Here is a 25438-nt window from a genome sequence, read left to right as displayed (position 1 = left end):
AAACGTCTAGCGGGTTTGTGACAGAGATCGCAGGAGGGGCATTAAGCCCCTTAAATCATAGCCACCGCGTGCCCCGGCCTCGACGAGTTCTTCCGGCGTCCGCCCTGCACTGGCTTCCGCTAACGCCCACAGATTGGTCGAGCGCGTCCCGCTGCGACAATAGGCGAGGACGGGCCCAGAGCTAGCTGCCAAAGCTTCCCGCATCAGCGGTACGGCTTCTTCCGGGATGCCGCCGGAGATGGGGATATGGGTGAAGGATAGGCCGTGTTCTGCGCAGGCCTTTGCAATTTGGGCCGCCTCAATCTGGCCGCCATCCTCATGATCGGGCCGATTACAAATAATTGCGGTAAAGCCATCGCGAGCGGCTTGAGCAACGTCAGCCACGCTGATTTGCGGGGAAGCTGAGAAATCTGGGGTGATTGTGCGGAACGGGCTCATGACGCTCTCCTTTGTCATTGGCCATAGCCGATGCCTTTGGCGCGGTCTAGCGCCGATAGTCTGAAATCAGATCATGGGGCAGGGGGCCTTAGTTTCCTTCTCAATCAAGCTCTTGTCAGAATGGATGCTGGCATCCTCCGTTGACAATCTGGCAACCATCATCAATTGCTGTTTGGCGGACCCCACGCCACTACTGGCTGGTCCATACAAGCTTCAAAAGGACCAAAAACGCCATGTTAGCCTATACGATGCGACGCCTGATGGTGGCTATTCCCACCATGCTGGTCATCATAGCGGTGGCTTTTTTTATGATGCGTTTGGCCCCTGGCAGCCCCTTTGATACCGAGCGCGCGCTATCGCCTGAAATTCGGGCGCAACTCATGTCGTTTTACGGCTTTGACAAGCCGCTCTACATACAGTTTTTTGACTATCTGAAGGGGCTGGCGACCTTCGACTTGGGTCCTTCGCTGATTTACAAGGACCAGACGGTTAGCGAGATCATTGGTTCGGGCTTCCCCGTTTCGATGACCATTGGTTTGGCTGCCTTATTGTTGGCGACCTTTGTTGGCGTGCCGATGGGCCTGTTTGCTGCTTTGAAGCAGAATAGCCTGCCTGATTATTCCATCATGGCGATCGCCATGGCCGGCATTTGTATTCCTTCACTGGTAACCGGGCCCATTCTGTCCTTGGTGTTTGGGGTCTATCTCGGCTGGCTCCCAACTGCAGGCCTAGATCTCGGCAAAATGACTTTTGAAACCTTGCTCTTGCCGGTTGTCACCCTGTCGTTGGCGCAAATCGCCATTATTTCGCGCTTGGTGCGTTCCAGTGCGGTTGAAGTGTTGCGGTCCAATTTCGTTCGCACTGCCCGCGCAAAGGGCCTGCCGGAATCACAAGTCCTCGCCAAACACGCGCTGCGCGCCGCATTATTACCACTTGTCTCCTATTTGGGCCCTGCATGCGCAGGCTTGATTACGGGTTCTGTCGTCGTGGAGACGGTGTTTCAACTGCCCGGCATTGGCAAAAACTTCGTCACCAGCGCTTTGCAACGCGATTACCCTGTGGTGATGGCAGTTGTCGTGCTCTATGCTGGCCTCATCATTCTGCTTAATCTTCTGGCCGATCTCGCATATGGCCTCTTGGACCCGAAAGTTAAATACGAGTGACACTTCTGACCACACCCCAAGAAAAGGCTGAGCTTTTAGAAGCCGCTGTCAAAGGACGCTCGTTGTGGGATGATGCGCGTCGTCGCTTGTTCCGTAACAAGGCCGCTGTCGGCAGCATGATTGTCTTGGGCTTTTTGACCTTGATGGCAATCTTTGGTCCATTCTTCTGGCCGCATGATTACGAGACCATCTATAATGATCGCGTACTTGAGGCCCCAACGTGGGAGAATTTGCACATTTTCGGGACTGACCCGCAGGGCCGAGATTTATTTGTACGCTTGTTATACGGGCTGCGCATGTCGTTGGCGGTTGGCTTAGTCGCAACCGGGGTTTCGCTGTTGATCGGGGTGATTTGGGGGGCTACGGCTGGCTATATTGGGGGGCGCGTGGATCAGATCATGATGCGCATCGTTGATGTGCTCTATGCGCTGCCGTTCATCTTCTTTGTCATCATCTTGATGGTGGTGTTTGGCCGCAATCTGATTTTGATTTTCGTCGCGATTGGCGCGGTGGAATGGCTGACGATGGCGCGGATTGTGCGCGGCCAAACGATCTCGTTGCGTAAGAAGGAATTTGTTGAAGCCGCTGAGGCTGCTGGGGTGACCAGTGCCAATATCGTAACCCGCCACATCGTGCCTAATGTTCTTGGCCCTGTCGTGGTTTATGTAACTTTGACCATTCCTGCCGTCATCCTGACCGAAAGCTTTTTGAGCTTCTTGGGTCTTGGCGTGCAAGAGCCGATGACCAGCCTTGGTAACTTGATCTCAATCGGCGCGCGCGAAATGGAAATCGCGCCGTGGCTGTTGATCTTCCCTGCCACGACTATGATGATCACGTTGTTCTGCTTCAACTTCATTGGTGATGGTCTGCGCGACGCGATTGATCCGCGCGACCGCTAATCCAGGCCCCGCCGCTCGGCCAGGCCCACCTTATTCAACGCGGCGAACGCGATAGCCTTTATTGCGACCTTCAACGGTCAGGATGAAGGAGCCCATCGCAGCGGTGCGGATCTTGACGTTATAGGGCGGCCGTTTGGGTGCGTTGAGCTCGCCGGCCTCTACCAAACGCCAAACTTGTCCATTCTCTAACGTAATGACCACACGGCCCGCGGACTCTCGGGTACTGACGACCGTAAAGCTCTGCTCTTCAATCTCTTCAGTAGCTGCAGCGGTTGGGCCGTTTTGCTCTTTGCCTTCTCCCTTCGATCCGCCGCCAAAGGCGGGGAAGCCCAGTTTTGGGAGCGAGGGGAGGGAGAAGCCAAAGGCTTCGCGGCGAACCTTTTCGACCCGTTGTTTGTCAAACGTCACAATTTCGGACTTTGCCTCTTTGGCACGAACGCTTGCCACGGCAGCATCATAGCAGGCCAGACGCTCCGTGGGGTCGGTTTTGTTGGCGCAAGCATAGATGGGTTCCAGCGGTGAAACACCTGCATTTGCGGGAGTCTGGTTGGATTGAGCCAAAGCAGCTGCACTAAATGTGATGAAACCTACTGCAATGAGCGTGGTACTGATTTTGTTCATTTCACGTTACCTTCACAAATCGTAACAAGGGCGATGTCCGACTGCCTGTTTGCATAGTATATGCGAGCGCGCGCGCTATAGAAGTCCCACACTAACCCGATCGGGAGAGACAACGAAATGAAAATCACACGCCGTTCTTTGGCCGCTGCAACAACTGCTTTGGTGCTGAGTTTAGGTTTGGTTTCTTGTGGTGGCGGCGGGGGCGACGCGGCCGCAGACAAGGCCCGAACCCTGCATATTGGTAATGGTGCGGAACCCTTGTCTCTCGATCCCCATCAGGCTTCAGGCACGTGGGAAAACCGGATCATTGGTGACATGCTGCAGGGCCTCACCACCGAAGATCCCCAAGGCCGCCCAATTCCTGGTATGGCGACTGAATGGTCAACCAGCCCCGATGGCTTAGTCTGGACCTTTAAACTGCGTGATGCCAAATGGTCAGACGGCCAGCCCGTCACGGCAGATGACTTTGTATTTGCCTGGCAGCGGATCATGACCACCACCCCGCCAGCCAAATATGCCTCGATCCTTTATGTCATCAAAAATGCCGAGAAAATCTATGATGGCCGCATCAAAGATGTAACCCAATTGGGCGTGCGGGCGATTGATGCAAAAACCTTGGAAGTCACGCTTGAGCATCCGGCGCCCTATCTGCCCGGACTTCTGACCCATTACACGTCATTCCCCATTCCCAAACATGTCGTGGAAAAGGTCGGGAAGGACTGGATTAAGGCGGAAAACTTCGTTGGTAATGGTCCCTATAAGTTGCAGCAGTGGAAGCCCAACGATTTTGTGCATCTCGTGCGCAACACCAATTATTACGACAATGCCAATGTCTGCTTAGATCAGCTCTTCTTCTATCCAACCCCGGATGACAATGCGGCCGAACGCAAAGTCCGCACAGGTGACCTTGATATCAACACCAATTTCTCGGGCTCTCGCTTGGAAGAGATCAATAAGAATTTGCCCGGCTATGCCCGCATTCATGGCTATACGGGCCTGACCTATTATATCTTCAATATGCGCAAGGCACCCTTTAATGATGCCCGCGTCCGAGCCGCTATCTCGATGACGGCCGACCGCGAATTCATCACGAAGGAAATCCTGAAGGCCGGCCAACAGCCCGCTTATAGCCTCGTGCCACCGGGAATTGCCGACTATCAGACCGGTGCCATGACGACGGACTTTAAAGGCCAAAGCATGGAGACCCGCTTGGCCCGCGCTAAGAAGTTGTTGGAAGAGGCCGGCTATGGGCCCAATAAGCCATTGAAGTTCACATTCAGCTTCCGCAACTCTGGCGATAATCCGCGCGTGGCACCTGTTGTGCAACAAAATTGGGCAAAGATTGCCCCCTGGGTACAGGTTGAGATTTTGGGTGCCGAAACCCAGATCAATTATGAAAAGCTACGCACTGGTGATTTTGAATTGGGCGATGCCGGTTGGATCTCTGACTTCAATGATGCCAAAAACTTCGTCTATCTGTTCCAAACCAGCACCGATCAGCTCAATTATGGCAAATATAGCAATCCAGAGTTCGACCGACTTATGGATGCTGCCGATGTCGAGAAAGACACGCAAAAGCGTGCGGCTCTGATGAAGCAGGCTGAAGCCATTGTGTTGAAAGAAAATGGCTTTATGCCAATGTGGTTCTTGACTAACCGCAATCTGGTCAGCCCTCGGGTCACAGGCTGGGTCGATAATGCGGTCGATATCCACCGCGCCCGCTATCTGTGCACCACCGATGCACAAAAGTCCGGTACCGCGCCAAAGTCCTAACGCGCCTCACGCGTTTCAAGCATAAAAAAGCCCGGCAGGTGATCCTGCCGGGCTTTGTTCTTGGCCATTCAATGCCGCTATTTTGAGGCCCGCTTAGTCAGCGTCGTCTTCAAGCCCGGCTCCTTGAAGGTTTGGGAGATATTGCCGCAATTCGTGCTCATCCATTCAAGGATCAGGCTGAGGAATTGGGTGCGATGTTGCGGTGTCATTTCACCCAAAGTATGGGCCATTCGGGGGATTTCCACGTAGCGGAAATTCGCATTTGGGTTGACTTGACGCATGCGCGCAGCGGTTGTGCGCGAATGGATGGTGTCGGCCTGTCGATCATAATCGCCATGGAAAATCAGCCAGGGAATTTTAACCTGGTCGAGGTGATCCATGGGGTCAAAGCCTGCGACCGTGACGCCTTGGAGTGTTCGCGCAAGCCTGTTTTCACCCCAGTCGTTGGATATACGTTCAAGATCGATGGCGGGCGCCCCGGAAATCGCGCATTGCCATAAGCCCGCTGATCGGCCCCCAGAGCGTGTCGCTGCGGCCGCGGCTGCAAACCCGCCATAGGAATAGCCGTACATCATCATGCGGTTTGGATCAGCGATGCCTTGGTCGACAAGCCATTTAGCGCCATCGTCCTTGTCATCCTGCATCAAGGCACCCCATTGCTTGTCGCCGCCCTTCCACAACGCTTTGCCCAAATCGGTTGAGCCGCGATATTGGGGGAGCAGTACGGCAAAGCCGCGGGTCGCAAACATCTGACTCCAATAACTTATGTCAAAGTCCATGTCGTCGCGGGCCCATGGACCACCGTGCGGCATGACCACCAGGGGAAGGCGGCCATCACGCTCCTTCTTGTAGCCGGGTGGCAAGTACAAGATACCGGGGATTTGGAAGCCATCGCGGGCGGGGTAAGTTACCCATTCCGCAGGGCCTAAATTCTTGCGATCCCACCCTTCTAGCAACGAACCAATTTTGATCAGTTGTCGCTCGTTTTTCAGCAGATAATAGGTATCGGGCACATTTGGTGCCGTGGCTCGGACGAGAACATTTGCCCCGCCGTTGCGGGAATTAAAGGAGATGATGGTGTCAGGGAGCGCGCGCTCCAGCAAGGCGTGAATCCGCGTGTCGATGGGATCGAGATAATTGCATTCTGTCGACGGCCCAGCCCAGCAAAAGCTGCGCAAGGGGTCTTGGGTCAGTGCATCTTCGTCCGAAGCGGTACCGAAACTTGCCGACGATATGTCAAACTCTGTGTTTTGGACAATTGGAGGTCCTAAGGTGTTGGTTTCAAGATCATATTTCGCAAGCACGCTGAAGTTCGAATCTCTATTGGTGATAACATATATGGATTTGTTATCGTTGGAGATATGCACCGGGCGTAAATCAAATCGGGCATTCAGATTATAGCGAATACCGGTTAGCTCGCGCCAAGGTGCTTGATTATTTTCGCGAAAGAAGAAGTGATAGGTGTAGACACCATTGGCGGCCTTAAGCTCGCCTTTAAGTTTGATGTTGCCATCGCTATCAGACCACAGGAATTCCTCATTATCGCCTGTTCGCGCGAAGCGGTCCTTGCGACCGGTATTCAGATTAAGCCGAACAATTTCGGAGCCGGAAATCCTTTGGATTTCCATCAAGACAACATTTTCTTCTTTCGGCAGCCGATTAAACAGCGAGTATCCGATAATGAAATCGTCATCGCGCGTAGTTGCGGCTTCTTCATTCGAAATGTCTAAAAAGGAAGAACCATCGAGATTGGCAATAGCTGCCCGACTATACCAATCCGAATTGGCCCCAGCGGCGACCGGTTGATTGGCAAATACCAAGAGCTTCGAATTGTTCATGAATTGAAAGCCCGTGAACCGCATGGTTTTGGAACCAAATTGGGTTGGGGTTTTGCTCATGTCGTCGGTCGACCAGACGCGAATTACAGGATTTTGCCCGGGAATCCCGGCTAATGCGGCAATGTGCTTTCCGTCTGGGCTGATTCGAGCACTCCAAACACCCCAGTCCCGAGACATCACGTCAACGGGGAGAGCAGGGCCAGTAGGCTTAAAGTTTTGCGCTTGCACCGTGCTAGTGGCGGCAGCAGCGACGCAGATCGCAGTTGATACAAGAAGTGCAAGTCGTTTTGCGAACATATGTGATGACCCCATGGAAAGTCGTGCTTTCGAGACATGATTGCGGCGGCAACAGGAGCGCAGCCTTGGCAGGTATTTATACGCTCCGGTGTAAAGGGCAACCTGAGTAACAGCGAACACCTGCAATGCACAAGAGTGTGGCAAACATGTTACAAATTTTTCACAAGTGATGAACATGTGGTGTTTGGGCAGGAAGAGTCCTTGCAACCTTTTTTCGTTCGCGCTCTACAGCCCTCAATGCAGAATCCGCAATTTTTCTCCTCGGATTACCTGAGGGTTGCGTAGTGGATTTTGGTTACTTAAGGGGGAATACCTTGAAAATATCCGTTCGTGCTTCCTTGATCGGCGCAACCGCGTTGACCGCACTGACCTTCATCCCAGCCGTTGCCAGCGCTCAAACCGCGCCAGCTGCCGCACCAGCTCCTGCTGCGACACCTGCCAAAGCAGCTGAAACCATCGTGGTAACTGGTTCGCGCATCCGTCGCGATACGTTTAATACAGCGTCGCCTTTGACGGTGATTACAAACGATAACGCCGTGTTGTCGGGTACCATTGATGCAGCTGAAATCCTGCAAGGGTCTACCGCTGCTGCGGGTTCGGGTCAGATCAACAACTTCTTCTCGGGTTTCATCGTGGAAGGTGGCCCAGGGATCCAAACCGTTGGTTTGAACAGCTTGGGCGCTCAGCGCACCCTCGTTTTGTTGAACGGCCGCCGTTTGCCCCCATCAGGTGTGCGCGGTCAGGTGGGTGCAGTCGACCTGCAAACCATTCCTAACTTGGCAATCAGCCGCTATGAAATTCTCAACGAGGGCGCTTCGCCAATTTACGGTTCGGACGCTGTGGGCGGTGTTGTCAACGCCATCGTTCGTCGCAACGTCAACGGCTTTGAAGCAACCGCTTCGGGCAACTTGACCGAAGCAGGCGCTGGTGAGCAATTCACCGTTGGCGCTTTGTGGGGCAAGACCGCCGACCGCTGGAACGTGATGGTCAGCGGCAGCTACTTTGAGCAAAAGGCCTTGAAGTACGGCGACCGTGATTATTGCCAACAAGACTATGTGTTCGATGCAGCAACCGGCCAACGCGCCGACTTTATCGACCCCGCAACTGGCCAGCCTAAGTGCTATGGGATTGGTCAACAATATAATTGGCTCTCACCAATAGGAAACAGTTCGACAGTTGTTAATGGTGTGCAATTGATGGGTGGCACGTGGAAAGCTGACTCCAGTGTTGTCGCCCGTACGGTTGGTCTCAACCCGTCCGTGCGCCCAATTCCCGGTAGCTCGACCCTATGTTTGACGTCAGCTGGGGCGACCGTCACCTGTGCGAGCCAGCAAGTTATCTTGACGCTCCCGGGTTTCCGTCGCCTGTTCAATCCCCAATTCGGGGCGATTGGTGCACCGGTCGGCAACCAGCTTGATTTTGAACACCCCTTCCAAACCGATACCGACATTATCTCGCCATCCAAGCGCACCAATTTCTACGCCACTGCGGCACGGGACTTGGACATTCTGGGCGGCGTGGAGGTTTATGGTGAAGCGCTCTATGCCAAGCGTGAGTCGAGCCAGAAGTTTGCAGCACAATTGTTCTTCACCATCCCAGCCACCAATGCCTTTAACCCATTTGGGGTGAATGTTCAGCCGGTTATCGCCCGCCCCGCCAATAGCGAGCAAACCGTGGAGACTTGGCAAATCATCGGTGGCATCAAGGGGCAAACGGGGAATGGCTTGGCCGGTTTCTTCAAGAATGGCAACTGGGAGGTTTACGCACAAACCAGCAGCGGTGAAGGGCTATATTCCGGCACAACGATTCTTTCGGATCGCTTGACCGCAAGCAGCAACGCAACGCGTAACCCGGCCACAGGTGCTGTCAGTTGCCCCACGCCAGCTTTGTCGGGCGGCACCTGTTTGCCGATCAATTTCTTCGACCCACGGGTTTTGCGCGGCGAGTATACGGCCGAAGAATTCAATTACCTCTTCAACAATGCAAACACTGGGAAAACTGTCTACGAACAAACGGTGGTTGAAGCCAATGTTTCTGGTGATGTGTTCCAAGTTCCAGGTGCCTCTGACGCCGTAAAGCTTGTTCTTGGGGCCCACTATCGAACTTATAGTATCAATGACGTCCCTGGGGCTGAAACCCTGCGCGGCAATGTGGCGCTGACGACAAGTGCCGGTATCACCAAGGGCGAAGACACCGTAACGGAAGTCTATACGGAGCTTTCGGCACCTCTCATGTCGAAGAAGCCATTGGTAGAAGATCTTGAAGTCAATTTGGCCTATCGCTTCACCAATTATGACTCCTATGATTCAAATACGACCTGGAAAGCCACGGCCAACTGGAAAATCACGCCAGAATTTGCGTTGGTAGCAATTTCAGGTACCTCCTACCGCGCACCTGCTTTGTTCGAACTCTTCTTGGGCGATCAAACTGGCTTCTTGGGTCAGACCTCGATTGATCCCTGTATCAACCACGACAACAGTAACAATTTGATCTTGAAGGCACGTTGCTTGGCCGCCGGCATCCCCGGTGATTACAATGGTGCCACCAACGGCAGCAGCCAGTCGGCAACCATCTTCACGGGTGGTGGGGCAGGTACGCTGAAGGAAGAAGAATCCCGCTCGGACATCTTCAGTTTTGTCTATACCCCGTCGAAGATCGATTTGAATTTGCGTGTGGACTATTGGCAAATTGAGGTAACCGATCAGGTTGCCCAGTTCGGTGCCGGGAACATTGTTCGCTCTTGCTTTGCCGCGGTTGACCAATCTCGGGCTGACCAATTCTGCCGGTTGTTCACGCGCGACACCAACCCAAACTCGTCTCGCTTCCGGCAGATTTTGACGGTCTCGAACGATTATGTGAACATCAACGTGACGCAAGTTGAAGGTATCGACTTGAAGGCAGTGTATCGTAAGGACTTTGCCTTCGGCGATCTGGTGATCGACACCGCGCACCGCTGGACCTTGTCCAACAAGACCGGTCTGTTCTCAGACACGGAATTGCTGGAGCAAGCTGGCGACATCGGTGAACCCATCTATGTCGGTCAAGCTCAAATCCGCTTTGAGCGCAAAGACTGGACCTATAGCTGGAATATCGATGCTATCGGTCAGTCGAACGAAACCCGCTTTAACAACGGTGTAAACCCAGTCGTGGCTGCACCAGGGTCGCGTTTTTCGTTCAATGGGATCGGTTCGGTTCTCTACAAGACCAAGACCGAAACCACTATCACCCATGGTCTCAGCGTCCGTTATCGTTCGGACAATTGGACCATTGTTGGCGGTGTGCGCAACATATTCGACGAAGCGCCACCAGCAATTTCGACGGCTGTGTTCTTCGCGCGTTTGGGCAACTCGGCCTTGACCTCGCAGTACGACCAGTTCGGCCGTTCGTACAACGCAACCATCATCCGTCGCTTCTAATCGTCGGATTGATTGTCAGAATGAGAGAAGGCGGCCTTTCGGGGCCGCCTTTTTTCGTTAATGAGCCCGATGTTTCCCGGGGTTTTATGACAGTTTTCCCGAGTTTGAGGTAAATAATTTCGTGTGACTGGCTGTGCTTTAGGCATTCTTGCCCGAGCCCTCGGCGAAGTGAGACACTTTAGCAACAATTTGCGGACACACCGTCATTTACCTGTCATTGAAGCGTTGACGACTTGTAATGTGCTGGTTAACTCTCGTCCTATTGCCTGAAAAAGCTGAGTCATAAAGCAACCGGGCAGGGGACAAATGGAGGTTCCAATATGAAAATTTCGATGACCCGCGAGCTCTTGCTCGCGAGCACTATTGTTGCAGGCCTCGGCTTCGCAGCGCCAGCATTCGCTCAAACGGCGGCTGCTACTGAGGAGAAGGCGGCTGAAGTTGTGGTCGTCACCGGTACTCGGATTTCGACACCCGGCGTGCAATCGGCCAGCCCGATTACGTCGATTGGTGGTGCTGAGCTCCAGCTGAACCAGGTCGCAGAAGCTGAAAAGCTGCTTCGTTCGCTGCCTTCGACGATCCCAGGCGACGGTGAAAACGTCAACAACGGTACCGCTGGTGTGACCTCGGTCAACATGCGTGGCCTCGGCGCTGAACGCAACCTCGTCCTGATGGACGGTAAGCGTATGACCCCCTACAACATCGATGGTATCGTTGACATTTCAACCGTGCCACAAGCGATGTTGGAGCGCGTGGACATTCTGACCGGTGGTGCTTCGACTGTGTATGGTTCGGACGCTATGTCGGGCGTTGTGAACTTCGTGTTGAAGAAGGATTTCGAAGGTATTGAAGTCGATTTGAAGCGTTCGATCACCGGCGACAATGACGGCCAAATCGTAACCGCTTCGGTTGCTATGGGTGCCAATCTGGACGATGGTCGCGGCAACGTGGCTTTGTCCTTGAACTGGACTCAACGTGACGCTGTTACCTTGGCTATGCGTCCATTCGGCTTGGTGGGTGTTTCATCCTCGACCGGCGCAGGCCGCGCAGGCTCCTTGCCAGCCGCAGCTGCTGGTTGCGGTGGTCCAAACGTTTATGCCGACTCCGCCGGCGGTGGTTCGACCACGGGTATTCCAACCCGCATCACCTACATGGGTGGCGGCGGCCAGTTCTTGGACAATGGTACTTTGGGTGCGAACTGCTCGCGCTTCAACTTCAACCCCTATAACTACTACCAAACTCCACAAGAGCGTTATTCGGCGACCGCAATTGCGCGCTATGACATCAACGATCACGTTGAAGCCTATGGCCGTGCAACCTTTGCTGCCACCAACGTTCGTCAGCAGATCGCACCATCGGGCGTGTTCGGTAACCTGTTTATGGTTCCTCTGAACAACCCATTCTTGTCGGCACAGGCCCGCGCCAAAATCATCGCAGAAGCCAACTTGTTCCGTACCGGTTCGCCTGCTGTTGGCACCACGCCAGCGGTGGCACCTGGCGTCACAACCGGCCGCTGGATCGATGTCAACAACAACGGCGTGGTTGACGAGGCTGACCAGCTGCAGCTCTCTATCCGTCGCCGTACCGTTGAATTTGGCGAGCGTTCGACCACCTATGACAACAACACCTTCCAATTCCTCTTGGGCTTGAAGGGTGACCTCGGCGAGTATTTGCCTGACTGGACTTGGGATGCGTCGGTCCAAATGGGTCAAGCAGACCGTACCAACGTGTCGGCTGGCTACACCAACGTTGCCAACATTCAGAATGCTCTGAATGCAACCAGCACCACGTTGTGCGCCAATGGCGATTCGACCTGCGTCCCCATCAACCTGTTCGGTGGCTTCGGCTCAATCACCCCAGCCATGGCAGCCTATTCTTCGGGTACAGCTCTTGAGCAACAAAACTACACGCAGAGCATTGCAAACGTGTCGGTTGGTGGTCCGCTGCATGGCTTCCAAAGCCCAATGGCAGAATCTCCAGTTAGCTTTGTTCTCGGCTACGAATATCGCAACGAAACCGGTAAGACGACCCCAGACGAGTGCTTGAAGCTCGCGCCAACCAGCTGCTTGGGTGGTGCTGGTGGAAACACCTTGCCAGTCGCTGGTGGTTACAACGTCAACGAAGTCTTCACCGAAATTGGTGTGCCTTTGGTTTCGGACAAGCCATTGTTTGAGTCGTTGAACCTCGAACTCGGCTATCGTTTGGCAGAGTACTCGCTGACCGGTCAGAACACGACCTGGAAAGCCGGTTTGGATTGGGCTCTGAACGATCGGTTCCGTTTCCGCGCCATGAAGCAAAAGGCCGCTCGTGCGCCTAACGTTGGTGAGTTGTTCTCGCCATTCGTCACCGGTCTGCAAAACTCTGGTCGCGATCCCTGCTCGATCGCTCAACCAGTTGCAGAACGTACTGCAGCTTTGCGCGCCTTGTGCGAAGCCACCGGCCAAGCACCAAGCGCAGTTTGGACCGTTCAAGACATCGTGGCCGGCCAGATCGGTACCTTTGAAGGTTCTGATCCAACCCGTCCACCGAAACCAGAAGAAGGTGACACGCTGACCGTCGGTTTCGTTTGGCGTCCTGACCTCGGTGGCTTCTTGAAGAACACCGCTGTGACCCTTGACTATTATGACATCAAGATCACGGACACGATTGGTCTCGGCCAACCTCAAGAAGTGCTCGATGGCTGCTATAAGAATGGTCAGCAATCGTTCTGTTCGTTGATCGTCCGTATCAACGGCGACTTGGCAACGCCAGGTGCAGGTATCAAATTGCTAACAACTAACTTGGATTATCGCCAAGCCTCTGGTTATGAATTGGGTATCAACACCGGCTTCGACCTCGAGTCCTTGGGTCTCGACAGCAAGTGGGGTTCGATCCGCATTTCCTACAATGCGAACTACTACACCAAGAACGAATCCCGCACGACGCCAACTTCGGACATCATTGATTGCAATGGTTTCTATGGCTCGAGCTGCGATCCAACCCACCAGTTCCGTTCGGTACAGCGTACCACATGGTCTGTTGGTGACTTCCAATTGTCCTACAACTGGCGTCATTCCAGCGAAATCAAGCTTGAAGAAGCTTTGAAAGCTGGCATTTTCGACGAATTCGAAAAAATCAAAGCTTACAACTACATCGACCTGTCAGCGTCTTGGGACGTGAACAGCGCGATTTCGTTGACCGCTTCGGTTGCTAACGTGTTCGACGAAGATCCACCAATCATCGGTAACGAAACCGGTACGACTTCGTACAACTCGGGGAACACCTTCCCATCGAACTACGACACTTTGGGCCGCGTGTATGCGCTTGGCGTCAATGTGAAGTTCTGATCTGATTTTTCAGATTGAAACATGGCGGCGGGTCCCTCGGGGCCCGCCGTTTTTGTTTGCATTGCCTGAGCTTGCTTCGCCTCTGTGATGGTTTCATAAAGCGGGGAGGGGAATGTAGATGACCGCACAAATTGATGCTTGGGTGGCGCAAGCCGAAAAGGCCGCTGGCGATGGGCACTGGGCGGAGGCAGAACGTTTGTGGGGCGAGGTCGCCAAAGCGGCCCCAGACCATGGTTTAGCGCTGCATCGTTTGGGTATTCATGCTTTTCAACGCGGTGCATTTCTCGAAGCAGAACATGCGTTGGCGCGGGCTTGCACCCTAATCCCACAAGATCCGATGATTGCCTTGATGTTGGCCAACGCCCGCCGCGAGCTCGGCCAGGTTGAGGGAGAGTTTGCAGCGCTACAGCTTGCCTTGGCGGCAGACGCTTATTTCTATCCTGCTCTTTTGGCAAAAGGGGCATTATATGAGCGCCAAGGCCGCTTAAAGCTGGCCGCTGTTACCTATCGCAATGTCTTGAAGATTGCGCCGCCTGAAGCACATTGGCCATCCAGCCTGGCACCAAGCTTAGCCCGGGCAGCCAAACTGGTGCGGGACTATCAAGAAGCCTATGCCATCACCTTGCTAGAGGCTGTTGGCGGGGCAGGGCGGCTCTCTGGACAATGGCAGGAGGCCATTTCGATTATGTCGGGCCAAACCAAGCCCTATCACTCAGATTGCAACCAGCTTCATGTTCCACGCCTTCCCGCAATTCCCTTCTATGATCCCAAGGATTTTAAGTGGGTTGCTGTCTTGGAAGCGCAAACGGAGGCCATCACTGAGGAGCTAAAGGCCGCGTTGCAGAGCCAACAAGAGGCCTTCCAGCCCTATATCGCTTATCAACCCGGCGACCCTGTGAACCAGTGGGCGGAACTCAATCACTCGCAACGTTGGAGCAGTCTTTCGCTGTGGCGCGGTGGCGTCCGCGATGAGGCTAATCTCGCAGCCTGCCCCAAGACGGCAGCGGCCTTGGAACATGTGGAGATGGCTGAGATTGGCGGGCTTTGCCCGAATGCGATGTTCTCAGCCCTTGCACCCCATACTGAGATTCCGCCCCACCATGGTGAAACAAATGCCCGTCTCGTGGTGCATTTGCCCTTGGTCGTCCCAGACAAGTGCGTCTATCGCGTCGGCTTTGAGCAAAGACGCTGGGAAGTGGGCAAAGTGCTGATCTTTGACGATACGCTCGAACATATGGCGCGCAATGACAGCGATGAATTGCGCGTTGTATTGATCTTCGACGTCTGGAACCCGCTTCTCTCGAAAGAAGAGCGGGCTCTCGTTCAGACTTTGACCGAAGCCGCGCGGCAATTCGCTGTGGAATAGCTGACTGAGGTGTCAATGTACCCGAACTGGCTCATGCATGCTGGGGCCTCTGGCTTGAGAGGCCTCATTCAAAATCTGCGATAGACGTTCATCACCAGCTAACGTGCCAATCACTGTGGCGGCGCGGGCCATAACCTTGGCATTTTCGGCACTTGCACCAAAGGCCCGACTAAAGGCTGTTAGAGGATCTTCGACGCTGGGATAGGTCCTCAAGGTGATGCTTTCTTTCGCTTCAATCTGCGCCAAGGCCTTGGCTTTCAAGATCGCGGTACGTAAGCCCCCAATTTGATCGACAAGGCCAAGGTCTTTGGCTTCATTCCCGGTCCAAACCCGTCCTTTTGCAATCTCTTGTACGCGCGACAGAGGAAGTTTCCGACCGGCTGCAACTTTGCCCGTAAAGTCGTCATAGATGCGTGTCACCGCAGCATTCATGGCAGCTTTCTGGCTATTGGTATAGGGTGTCGCGGACGAATAGGCGTTTGCGAAATCACCCCCAGCCTGAATGGATGCGATATTGGCACCGGTATAACGATTGAGCGCCTCATTGATGACAAACTTGCCATTAAACACGCCAATTGAGCCCGTAATGGTCGATGGCATCGCCAGAATCGCATCAGCCCCCGTGGAAACATAATAGCCGCCTGAGGCTGCATAGGCCCCCATCGACACCACCACCGGCTTGCCGGCCTGCTTTGCCCGCTCAATGGCTGCCCAAATTTGGTCTGATGCGCTGGGGGAACCACCGGGCGAGGACACGCGGAATACAATAGCCTTTACCGAGGCATCATCGGTTGCGTCGCGAATGGCAGCGGCGAAATCGTCGCTGGTGATGCTGCTTTCCTGTGCAAACGGATCGCCGCTTCGTTCCCCAGTCACAATGGCGCCTTCACCACCAACCAAGGCGATTACAGGACCCGATTCGAGGGGCAATTGATAACTGGCGAGGTCAACAAACTCAGCCCTGTTGCGGCCACCAGCACGAGCAAGGGCGGCCTCCATCGCGTCTTCGGGTTGACCGATTTTGTCTATCAACTTGGCTTGCAAAGCGGCCTCTGCGGATAAGGGGGCCTGATCGAGTGCCGCCTTCATTCCTTCTACAGGGATTTTGCGATCAAAGGCGGTTGAGGCCAAGAATGCGTTATAAATGCTGCCCAACATCGCCGTTGTGGCTTCGCGATGTGGCGCATTAAAGGTCTTTTCGGTGTAGGTATTGACCGCATTCTTATATTCTTTGAATTGCTCAAACTGCGGCAGTATCCCGAACTTCTCCATGAATCCGCCCAAAAACATGGTTTCGGCAACAATGCCTGTGGCTGCAAAATCGGTGGTGCCTTGCATCCACATCTCGCTGGCAGCGGATACGGCGACATAGTTGGAAAGCGTCGGATTTTCGAAGCCCTGAGCGTGTACGACCACAAATTTGCCGGTTGCTTTAAAGTCGAGCATGGCTTGGCGAATTTCTTCAGCATGGGCAGGGGCCAATCCACCTTCGCTCGCGCGCACGAATAAGCCTTTGACGTTATTATCTGTTTCAGCCGCCTGCAGCTTCCGGACGATTTCAACAACCGAATTACCGCCGGCAAACCCTGCAAACGGGCTGGTGGCTGGCACGTCTCTTATGGGCTCGCGCAGATCAAGGCTTAAAACCGTATGAGATGGCGTAACCGGGGCACTAGAGCCGACGGCTGAGGCGATCAGCATGATTGGGATCAGGATAAAGAATAAGACGAGGCCCAAAAAGACGCCTGCGATCGTAATAAAAAATTGCTTCACCCTGTCCTCCATCGCGCCTGCGACTTCTCGATTAAGAGATAGGTCTGGTAGGCACGCTTATCACCCGTTGTGATATAGGAAATTACAGGTGTCGCCTAGCGGCAGTTACAAGCCGACCGTGCCGCTCATCGCCGCTTTGTCGATAGCTGACGGGCAATGGTCTGAGCAGCCTTTTGCCCCTGACGCCAGGCTCCGCCTACGGTCACGGCTAAAGGGTCGTCGCCGCCATCACCAGCAAAAAACAATCGATCTTCAACTGGTTGGGAGTAGATCTTTCGTGCATTGGCATGGCCAATTGTTTGGTGAGGGTAGGAGCCCAAGGCAAGCGGGTCACCCTGCCAATTGGTAGAGCTTCGCGCTAGGACCTGTGCCTGTGAGCCGATCACATTTTTGAGTAATTCAAGCGCGAAGGCTTCGATCGCATTAGCGCCTTCGGCGTGTAGGGCGCGCGACATGGGTCCCGGGATCAAAGCGGTCATCAGCCTCTTGTTGGGCGAGCTCACCAGCGCATGATACTGGCCTTGCTGGATATGGCTATTGGATAGGGCATATTCGGGCAAATCTGGCACGGGTGAGGGCAAGACCATAGCGACCTTCTCCAAGGCACCCATGGGCAGGTTTGCAAGGGCTGTCTGTTTTGCAATTGGCAACGCTGGGTCAAACCGGATGCTGCCTGAGGCCAAAACGCCTGTCGGCACGGTGATGATGACCTTTCGCGCGGTCACTTGCCCAAAGCTTCCGATGGCGGTGACGCCGTGCGCGCCATCCCAACGCAGTGTCGAGACCGGACTATTGAGGCGAATATTTAATCCGCCAGCCAAGCCTTGGACGAAGGGGCCCATGCCGGTCGCGGGGATCAAATCTGCACCCGCCTCGAGATTATAATAGCCTTGCAGCGAGACAAGGCTGGGGTCTTCACCCATTTCGACGGCAAAGATATTGGCCACGTGGCGTTGCGCTGGCGTCGGATTGGGCAAGGTCGCCCCCAAGGCCCGGTCATTCAGTCGGGCGAGAGGAAGAAGTTGGCGCATTTCCCACGCCACGACTGCCTCATTTGCGTCCTTCCAGGATGGATTGGTACTGGGAATGCCCTTATCGAAAATACCTCCATTCTCGTAGCTACTCTCAATAAGGCCGATGCCAGCTTGCCGTGCTAAGGGAACCAGAGGATTGGTTGCTTTATTGTGCAGCCAATAAGGCCCACGGTCGAACGCATGGCCGAGCGTTTCAGTGTCCGTCAGAACGCGCCCGCCGATCCGGTCTCGCGCCTCTAAGATGAGAGTTCGAATGCCAGCGGCCTTTAGCTGACGCGCCGCCGATATGCCCGCCACGCCCGCGCCTATAATGATTACATCGGTATCGGTGATCGTTCCGGCAGAGACATTTGTTACCAAGCTCGATGCAGCAAGGCCACCGAGCAGGGCACGACGGTTAAGGATTGTCATCACCATTTCTCCAAAATGTGAGATTAATGTCGTGTTTGCAAATATGAGAATAATCTCGTATTGTCAAGCGACTTTCAAGTACGGGGTAAAGTGATGACGGTCAGCGCGGCTCCCAAAGCCAAAGCACCAAGCCAAGACCGCGGCCAACGCCGCGTCGATCTTCTTTTGGACGCAGCGGCAGAGTTGATCCTGGTGCATGGGGCTGAGGGCTTGAAAATGGATATGGTTGCCAAACAGGCGGCGACCTCGCCGGGCTCGCTCTATCAATTTTTCCCCAACCGAGCAGCGCTTTTGACTGCGCTCATGGAACGCTTTGGCGCGCAATTATCGGCTCTAGCTCAGCAAATTGTAGAGCAACAAAGTCAAGAAAGGCCCGCAGATTTAGCGGTAGCAGCCCGTAGCTTTTTGGCACCATTTCTTGATTTTTATGCGCGCAATCAAGCCTATGTCATTTTGGCTGAAGCCTCCGAACGCCTCTTCGCCGGTCAAGGCTACACGTTCTTTGAAGATGATGTTGTCGCCCAGTCCATGGTTCAAGTCCTAACGCCCTTTACCGCCGCAGCCCAAAAACCACGTTTAGCGCGTGTTGCGAAGATGTTGACGATCCAAGCGCACGCCGCAATTGCAGCTGCCTTTGACGTGCCAGAAGATGAGCGCGCCGATTGGCTAGGTGAACTTGATCGTCTCATCCAAAGCTACATTGCAACCCTACAGGAAAGCTGAGACGACTTGCTGCAGCTGATCGCCTCGGATGGCAGTGCTTATGTGATCAAAAGTCTTGCACCGCGGCCCAAGCGCGTCTATCTGCCTGCCTCTCTTGGGGTGTCGCCAAGCGGTAAGGCATCGGTTTTTGGTACCGACATTCCTAGGTTCGATCCCTAGCACCCCAGCCACTCTTTCCGCCAATCAACAAACGCGATGAGCCTTTAGGGCTTGGCCGGTGCGGCTAGGGCGAGCCATACTTCGTGTCGGCGCAGAAACGGCGCCGTCCAAGGTGGATCATAGGATGCATAAATTGGGGTCCCAACTGGGGTCAGTTTTTTGCCGATTAGCCACGCGCGCAATTCTTCACTTTTTTCCGCCATGGTTGCCTGGCTGCCAAGTCCTGAAAAGCGGATCACGCCATAGCGCCTAGCGGGTTCCTCCAAGAGGCGGACATTGGGGTCATTGGGTACGGGCATGGTCGCCAAAGTCGAGCCTTCGGGCATAATGAAACGCACTTTCCACTCCGCACCTGCATCCTGACGGGTGACGGGAGCTGTCATGGCGATGGATTGCCCCTCTTGCTGGCGGGTGACCGGGGCGGTCATGGCAATGGAAGCCCGCGGCTTGTTTCCCCCAAAGATATAGCGCGCTAACGGCCTAAAGCCGGCGTTTGCGGGATCGCCACGCCCCTCTGGCACGCGCACTTCGGCAACGACTTGGCTGTCATAATCACGTATCTCAAAGGCACCTTCGCGCATTATGCGTTTAAAGCTGGGCTCGGGCGTGTCCGCCTGACTGGGGCTTGTGACCCCGGCGACCATTAGCATCGGCAGAACAAGGGCGAGGGCGGGGTGCAGTTTAAAGGTTGTCATGCATCCTTTACGTTCGGCATCGGACTTTGGTTCAAACAGGGTTGGATGAAATTTTGCCCGTGTGAGGATGGGCGCGAATCCAGAGGTGTGATTTGCGACTTTCACCCGGCCCGCATGTCCTCTAAAGCATCGCACGCGTGCCTGTCGCGCGCCGACCCCTCCGTCTTCACTAAAAAAGTGATCTTGAAATTGCCTGCGAAGTTTGACCTTCTGCCCGATGCCGCAAGCTATGATGCGGCCGTTGAGGCACTTTATGCTTTAGCCTTTGGACCCGGGCGCCATGCGAAGGCAGCCGCACGCCTGCGGGAAGGGCATCAAAGTCGACGAGACGTATCCTTTGTGGCTATGTCTGGTGGCCATCTCATCGGTGCATGTCGCTTATGGCCGCTTGTGACCGACCAAGGTCAAGAGATTCTCTTTTTAGGCCCTATCGCCGTTGCGCCGGACCACCAAGGTCAAGGCTTGGGCGGCGAATTGGTTGAAGCCTGCCTGACAGCCAGCGATCGATTAACAGGCCTGCCGGTGATTTTGGTTGGAGATTTGGCCTTCTTTGAACCGTTTGGCTTTAGCCAAGCGCCAAAGGGGCAAGTGACCTTACCTGGCCCGGCTGATCCTAAGCGCATTCTTTGGCGGCCAGCGCAGGGGGCGGACATAATCGCGCCAGCAGGCAAGCTTCTGAAAAACGCATAGGCGTCACGATTTGCGGCTGGAAACCACCAGCCTGCCCTCACGCCACCACGCCAACAGGGCAAGGCTTGCGAGGATCATCGCATAGGCCCAAGGCGGCAGGATCGCGTCGCGGCTGGTCGCCGTGACGCTTGTCGCACCAGCACGCCGCAGGCTTAAGCCTTCCGTACCCGCTTTTTGGCGACTGCCAAGGCGCATGATCTCCGGGAGGGGGTCAGTGCCGGCCTTGCCAACCCACGTCACACTGCCGCCCCCCTGTTTGGCTTGTGGTCCAGACAGGGCGCTCGGGTCGGCTGACAAAAGACGCGCCTCATTTGGATTGCCAATCCCCGCGACAATGAAAGCGCTCTTGTCACCGGACTGCACATAGACCAAGCCGGGTTTGGCCATTTGGGTCTCACCTCGCCAAACGCCAGTCTCGGTGGGCAAAAGCGGTACTGGGAAGATTTGCCCCGAAACATTGACTTGTGCCGGCCCTGGGTCCGCGCCACTTTGCCGTTCCATCAAAAGGCGACCAGGTTGGCTGCGCAAAACCAAGCGATCGGCTTCTAGATCTGCTTCTTTCATCAGCCAATGTGCCGTGCGGCGGAACAATTCATCAAACGGGCCGCCTCCATCATAGCCACGCCGCCATAACCACGCCTGATCGCTCATCACCGCGGCTACCCGTCCACGCCCAACTTGGCCCAGAACAAGCAAGGGCTCGCCTGCGCCTTGCAACAAGATGTCCCCTGTGGCGGTGGAAGGCTGCACGCGTAACCATTTGCCCCATGAATCGGATTGCTCAGCCAAACTTGCGGAAACCGGATGCGTGCGGCCGCGCTCGGTAAGGGCTGGGCGGAAGGCTGTCTCAATTGGCTCACCGCGTGATTGGACGGGGAGAATGCGGCCAAGGGGTGTGGATTGCACCCCTTCATCCAGCCCTTCAGAAGGGCCTGCCAACATCAGGAAGGCACCCCCCCCTTCCACCCATTGAGCAACGGAATCGAGATAGGCATCTGGCAAAACTGACAGGCGCGAGAAGCGGTCAAAGACCACTAGGTCGAAGCTATCAATCTTTTCGAGGAAAAGTTCTCGTGTCGGGAAGGGGATCAGCGACAATTCCTCTGTTGGCGTAAAATCCTGCTTTTCGGGGGGACGCAGAATAGTAAATTGGACCAGATCAACACTCGGGTCGGACTTTAAGAGGTTTCGCCACGCTCGCGACCCGGCATAGGGCTGCCCGGTCACCAGCATGACGCGCAATCGGTCTCGCACACCGGTAATGGAAAGTGCAAGGCCATTATTCGCCGTTGAGACTTCCCCCGATACGCCCGGTGTCTCAATTGCAATGGGTACAAGGCCGCGCTGCACGATGGGCACTTCAATGACGATATCTTCGCCGGTTGGCACAGTCAGCGTTTGTGGTGTGTCCGTGCCAACCCGCACCGTTAGAGGAACTGAGTCGTCGCGATCCTCGACCCGCACAATCACCTTGGCAATTTCACCAATGGGTGCTTGCCGCGGTGCCGACCTCAGATCGATCCAGCGATCCCGTTCTTGCGGGGCACCGACAAGGACTTGATGCACGGGGAAGGGGCGGGCAGCATCCTCCCCATCGATAAACCGGCCATCACTGATCACAATCGCCCCTGCAACCCGGTCTGGCGGAATATCGGCAAAGGCTTGATCGAGGCCTGCGGCAAGGGCTGTACCTGCGCCACCACCATCAAAATAAGTGACACGGACTTCAAGGTTTTCGACTTGGCCGAGTTTGGCTTTAAGGGCCCTTAAAGCAGCCTCAGCACCTGTTACGCGGTCGCTCAAGGACATGCTCTCGGATCGGTCCACCAGAACTGCGACAATGTCGGTTAGGGCCACACGCTCTTCGCGGACTTGGCTAGGCCCGGATAAGCCGATGAACGCAACCAGCACTAAGCCGAAGCGGGTCAGGGGGGCTTTGCCACCCAAGCGGACATAAAGTGCCAGTAGCCCAATGCCCACAAGTGCCAAGCCGAAAAGGAAATAGGGTGGCAGCCATGGGTCAAGACCCAGTTTGACGAGGTCAATCTCAGTCATCGCGGCGGCACCTGCGGGCGTCCTAGCCGTTCCAGCAAGGCGGGCGCATGCACTTGGTCGGCCTTATAATTGCCGGTCAGCGCATAAAGCACGATATTTATACCAACCCGGATGGCGAGTTCATTCGTGGTCGGACCCACGCCTTCAAAGCCCTGCAACACGCCCGTGGATGGACCCTTCGGCGCTCTCGCCCAAACAGAAGCCCAGTCTCCATCGCCCAGAATGAGAGGGGAAACGCCGTCATTAGCGCTGGCAGCAGCCGAAGCTTCGGTCTCGACCCAGAGCTTTGCGTCGGGATATCGGCCCGGAAATCGTTGGAGGATGTAAAAGGCTTTTGTTAGGACATGGCCATCAGGAACCGGGGCCAGAGGTGGCGCTTCAATTCCCCTTAAGGCTGCACGGGTGATTTGGCGCGCCATGGCGGGGGTCCGTCCGCCGCCGCGGGAGTCTACAAACAACACGCCGCCATTTTTCATATAGCGATCTAGAGCACTGGCCACTTCGGGGCGGGTTTCGGTGGCAGCCTCCCCCAAAGTCCAAAATAGGATGGGATAGAGGGCCAAGTCATCACGGCTCGGATCTAAGCCAATGACTGGACCGGGTTCAACCGAAGTCCGGTCCCGTAGCGCCCGCGATAACCCTTCAAGGCCGCGCTGGGTTTGGGCGTCAAGTGCCCCGTCCCCAGTTTTGATATAGGCGAGCGAGAGGTCTCCCTGCCGTGGTTTGGCCTTTGTGGTTTGCGCACTTGCGTCTGGCGCCCCACCAAGAAATATCAAGCCGAAGACGAGCAGGCCTGCCATGGATACTCCTGCTTTGGCCCGACCCCGCCATCTGGCCAGCCGCTTAAGCTCCGCAAGCTTGCCTGCGAGCCAGAGGCTCACAATCATGTCGATGAGCAGAAGGACCATGCCCAAGCCCAGGAAAGGTCCCGCCAGAGATTGAGGTTGCCTTTCGGCTTCGGCCACACGTTCGACTTTGGCCAAGTCGGGCAAGGGGTCCAAGCGCAGATTGGGTGCAGCAGCTTGCAAAATCCACCGGACACCCCCGCCTTCATAAATGCCGGGGGGGCGATCAAGGCTGGGTTGGACCGTTTGCACTTCTTCGGGTCGGATCGGTCGAATTTGCGGATCTGGCGCGCGAAACGTCCCAAATCCATCCAACACCAAGACGGGCCTCAACGGCGCTGTACCCACAACAAAATTAGCGGGAATGGCACGAGAGGCTGCTTGCGCCAGAACGCGGCGTAGCATGGCAACTTGCACGCCCGAGAAGGCAACATCGCTCCAGGCTGGACCTGCGGTTGTGTGAAACAGCACGACTTTGCCTTTGCCTAATTCACGTGCAGTGACCAAAGGCGTTCCGTCGGCGAGGCGTGCCCAAATCTGTAAAGCTTGCTGATCGCGTGCCGAGGCAGTGCCGCCCGCGTTTGCTTCTGGTGCCAAAACCGCGATTTGGGTAACGCGGGCATCATCGGGAACAGTCAAGCCCGCAAAAGGGCTGGTCGGGTCAAACACGCCGATCTTGCCCGCATTATCCCATGTCATACTGCCCCGGACCGTGCGCGGTTCGGGGGCAAGGGCTGCTGGGATAAGTGGGCTTGGCCCAGCTGCCAGAAGTTTCGGACCGGCTGTCCGGATCAACAGGCCGCCATTTCTTACAAAGCGTTCTAAGGCTTGGCTGTCTTGCGCTCCAAGTTCGCCCGCGTCGGGCAGGATTAATGCGTCCAGACCCGCATCGATCAGGCGGGTCAGATTCGCGCGCGTCAAATCCGTATAGGGCTTAAGCGCCCCTTCCAAATAATGGGCGTCTGACAATAACGGTTGATCATCTTGGCGCTCGGCAATCAGGCCCGTGCGGACACGACGATCAAAGGCATCGAGTAAGAAGACGCCACCAGCCGAACGGGCGTCGGCGGTCCGAAGGGCGGCGACATCGCGCATCACAACCGATTCCAAAGCAAAGCTGACCCCTGTTGGTACGGGGGCTACACGCGTTTCCCGTAAGCTTTGGCCGCGACTATTGACCGCCTCCAGCCTTTGGGTTCGGCTGGTCGCGGGACCGGTGACGAGGCCCAGACTATAGCCTTCAGACGTGGCTGCAGCCCGGTTAATGGCAACCGCGCCTTCGGCCACACTGCGCAAACGTACCGAGCCGATTTGTGTCAATCTTTCTGCAAACGCTTGGCTATTGGCGTGGGCTATTCCATCAGAGATCCAAAGGATGCGCTGACCGGTTGGAAGATCCTTCAGCGCGCCTAAAGCGCCAGATGGATCGGGCAAGACTGGCTTAGGCTGGGCGGCTAGAATGCGGGCTGCTGCTTGGTTGGGGCTTAAGACTTCCAGCGGGCTCGCGCTATTGCCTCCCTGCGCGGTCCACAACAAACGTACGGGCCCACTCGATGCCCGCGCGACTTGGGCGGCCTCATCTGTAACCGCGCGCCAAGCAGGGGCCGAGGTCCACCCATCATCTATAACGATTAACAGCGGTCTTGTATCGGGTTTGGTGACTGGATTGAGTACTGGACCAGAAAATCCGAGCACAAATAGGCCTAAAGCCAACATCCGAAACCAAGCGAGCCAGGGCGGGGTTTTTTTCGGGGTTTCTTCTGTATTGGGCAATGTTGCCAAAAGGGCAGTGGGCGGAAACACCTGTTCGCGCGGGGCCGGCGGCAAGGCCCGAATAACCAGCCAAATCAGAGGCAAAGCCGCCAAAGCTAGCAAGGCCAAAGGGGTCGTGATTCCAAGAGGACCAAAGGTCAACATGG

Annotated in this window: 16 protein-coding genes and 1 tRNA gene; 9 read left to right on the top strand and 8 right to left on the bottom strand. The window is 55.4% G+C overall.

Annotated elements, in window-relative coordinates; translation table 11 throughout:
• Window positions 1–6 precede the first annotated feature (6 nt).
• The gene (locus B7364_RS04770) at window positions 7–438 is read right to left on the bottom strand and encodes a TIGR01244 family sulfur transferase (protein ID WP_085338789.1); all 432 of its coding nucleotides are present in this window, start codon (window positions 436–438) and stop codon (window positions 7–9) included.
• Between the two features lie 233 nt (window positions 439–671).
• On the opposite strand from B7364_RS04770, the gene B7364_RS04765 reads away from it, so the two are divergent.
• Window positions 672–1601 carry an ABC transporter permease gene (locus B7364_RS04765; protein WP_085338788.1) on the top strand — a complete coding sequence of 310 codons (930 nt, stop codon included), beginning with the start codon at window positions 672–674 and terminating at the stop codon, window positions 1599–1601.
• On the top strand, window positions 1598–2500 hold the full coding sequence (locus B7364_RS04760; protein ID WP_085338787.1) for an ABC transporter permease: 903 nt from the start codon (window positions 1598–1600) through the stop codon (window positions 2498–2500). The genes B7364_RS04765 and B7364_RS04760 overlap by 4 nt, the downstream gene beginning before the upstream one ends.
• A 30-nt stretch (window positions 2501–2530) precedes the next feature.
• Here the strand turns inward: B7364_RS04760 and B7364_RS04755 are convergent, their stop codons facing one another.
• On the bottom strand, window positions 2531–3121 hold the full coding sequence (locus B7364_RS04755; RefSeq protein WP_085338786.1) for a hypothetical protein: 591 nt from the start codon (window positions 3119–3121) through the stop codon (window positions 2531–2533).
• A gap of 117 nt (window positions 3122–3238) precedes the next feature.
• Here B7364_RS04755 and B7364_RS04750 point away from each other — a divergent pair, with 117 nt between their 5' ends.
• Window positions 3239–4894, top strand: coding sequence for a peptide ABC transporter substrate-binding protein (locus tag B7364_RS04750; RefSeq protein WP_085338785.1), 1656 nt, complete (start codon window positions 3239–3241; stop codon window positions 4892–4894).
• A gap of 77 nt (window positions 4895–4971) precedes the next feature.
• Here the strand turns inward: B7364_RS04750 and B7364_RS04745 are convergent, their stop codons facing one another.
• Entirely contained in the window at window positions 4972–7029 is a 2058-nt protein-coding gene (locus B7364_RS04745; RefSeq protein ID WP_157893497.1) for an alpha/beta hydrolase family protein, read from the bottom strand.
• 314 nt (window positions 7030–7343) lie between these two features.
• On the opposite strand from B7364_RS04745, the gene B7364_RS04740 reads away from it, so the two are divergent.
• From B7364_RS04740 to B7364_RS04730, 3 genes are all read left to right on the top strand, one after another.
• Complete coding sequence (locus B7364_RS04740; RefSeq protein ID WP_157893496.1) at window positions 7344–10445, top strand: TonB-dependent receptor domain-containing protein; 3102 nt, start codon at window positions 7344–7346, stop codon at window positions 10443–10445.
• A 320-nt stretch (window positions 10446–10765) separates the two neighbouring features.
• A complete protein-coding gene (locus tag B7364_RS04735) occupies window positions 10766–13768 on the top strand; it encodes a TonB-dependent receptor domain-containing protein (protein WP_198534037.1) in 3003 nt (1000 codons plus the stop codon).
• A gap of 118 nt (window positions 13769–13886) precedes the next feature.
• Window positions 13887–15134, top strand: coding sequence for an aspartyl/asparaginyl beta-hydroxylase domain-containing protein (locus B7364_RS04730; protein ID WP_085338782.1), 1248 nt, complete (start codon window positions 13887–13889; stop codon window positions 15132–15134).
• A 12-nt stretch (window positions 15135–15146) separates the two neighbouring features.
• Here B7364_RS04730 and sppA read toward each other — a convergent pair whose 3' ends face one another.
• Together sppA and B7364_RS04720 are read right to left on the bottom strand one after the other, a co-directional pair.
• On the bottom strand, window positions 15147–16907 hold the full coding sequence (gene sppA / locus B7364_RS04725; protein ID WP_085338835.1) for a signal peptide peptidase SppA: 1761 nt from the start codon (window positions 16905–16907) through the stop codon (window positions 15147–15149).
• 125 nt (window positions 16908–17032) lie between these two features.
• Complete coding sequence (locus B7364_RS04720) at window positions 17033–18352, bottom strand: flavin monoamine oxidase family protein (protein WP_198534036.1); 1320 nt, start codon at window positions 18350–18352, stop codon at window positions 17033–17035.
• Window positions 18353–18445: 93 nt separating this feature from the next.
• Here B7364_RS04720 and B7364_RS04715 point away from each other — a divergent pair, with 93 nt between their 5' ends.
• Together B7364_RS04715 and B7364_RS04710 are read left to right on the top strand one after the other, a co-directional pair.
• Complete coding sequence (locus B7364_RS04715) at window positions 18446–19075, top strand: TetR/AcrR family transcriptional regulator (protein WP_085338780.1); 630 nt, start codon at window positions 18446–18448, stop codon at window positions 19073–19075.
• Window positions 19076–19170: 95 nt separating this feature from the next.
• Window positions 19171–19245 (top strand) — tRNA-Gln (locus B7364_RS04710).
• Between the two features lie 33 nt (window positions 19246–19278).
• Here the strand turns inward: B7364_RS04710 and B7364_RS04705 are convergent.
• Window positions 19279–19929, bottom strand: coding sequence for an SOUL family heme-binding protein (locus B7364_RS04705; RefSeq protein ID WP_085338779.1), 651 nt, complete (start codon window positions 19927–19929; stop codon window positions 19279–19281).
• Window positions 19930–20112: 183 nt separating this feature from the next.
• Here B7364_RS04705 and B7364_RS04700 point away from each other — a divergent pair, with 183 nt between their 5' ends.
• Window positions 20113–20619, top strand: a complete 507-nt coding sequence (locus B7364_RS04700; protein ID WP_157893495.1) for a GNAT family N-acetyltransferase — start codon at window positions 20113–20115, stop codon at window positions 20617–20619.
• Between the two features lie 3 nt (window positions 20620–20622).
• On the opposite strand, the gene B7364_RS04695 is transcribed toward B7364_RS04700, so the two are convergent.
• Together B7364_RS04695 and B7364_RS04690 are read right to left on the bottom strand one after the other, a co-directional pair.
• Window positions 20623–22674: a hypothetical protein gene (locus B7364_RS04695; RefSeq protein ID WP_085338777.1), complete on the bottom strand. Its 2052-nt coding sequence runs from the start codon at window positions 22672–22674 to the stop codon at window positions 20623–20625.
• Window positions 22671–25436, bottom strand: a complete 2766-nt coding sequence (locus B7364_RS04690; RefSeq protein ID WP_085338776.1) for a DUF4159 domain-containing protein — start codon at window positions 25434–25436, stop codon at window positions 22671–22673. The genes B7364_RS04695 and B7364_RS04690 overlap by 4 nt, the downstream gene beginning before the upstream one ends.
• Window positions 25437–25438 lie beyond the last annotated feature (2 nt).

It is taken from the genome of Aquidulcibacter paucihalophilus, assembly GCF_002105465.1.
GTDB classification, from domain to species: Bacteria; Pseudomonadota; Alphaproteobacteria; order Caulobacterales; family Aquidulcibacteraceae; genus Aquidulcibacter; species Aquidulcibacter paucihalophilus.
The sequence above is the reverse complement of the archived record's forward strand: the minus strand, read 5'-3'. Positions and strand labels throughout refer to the sequence as shown.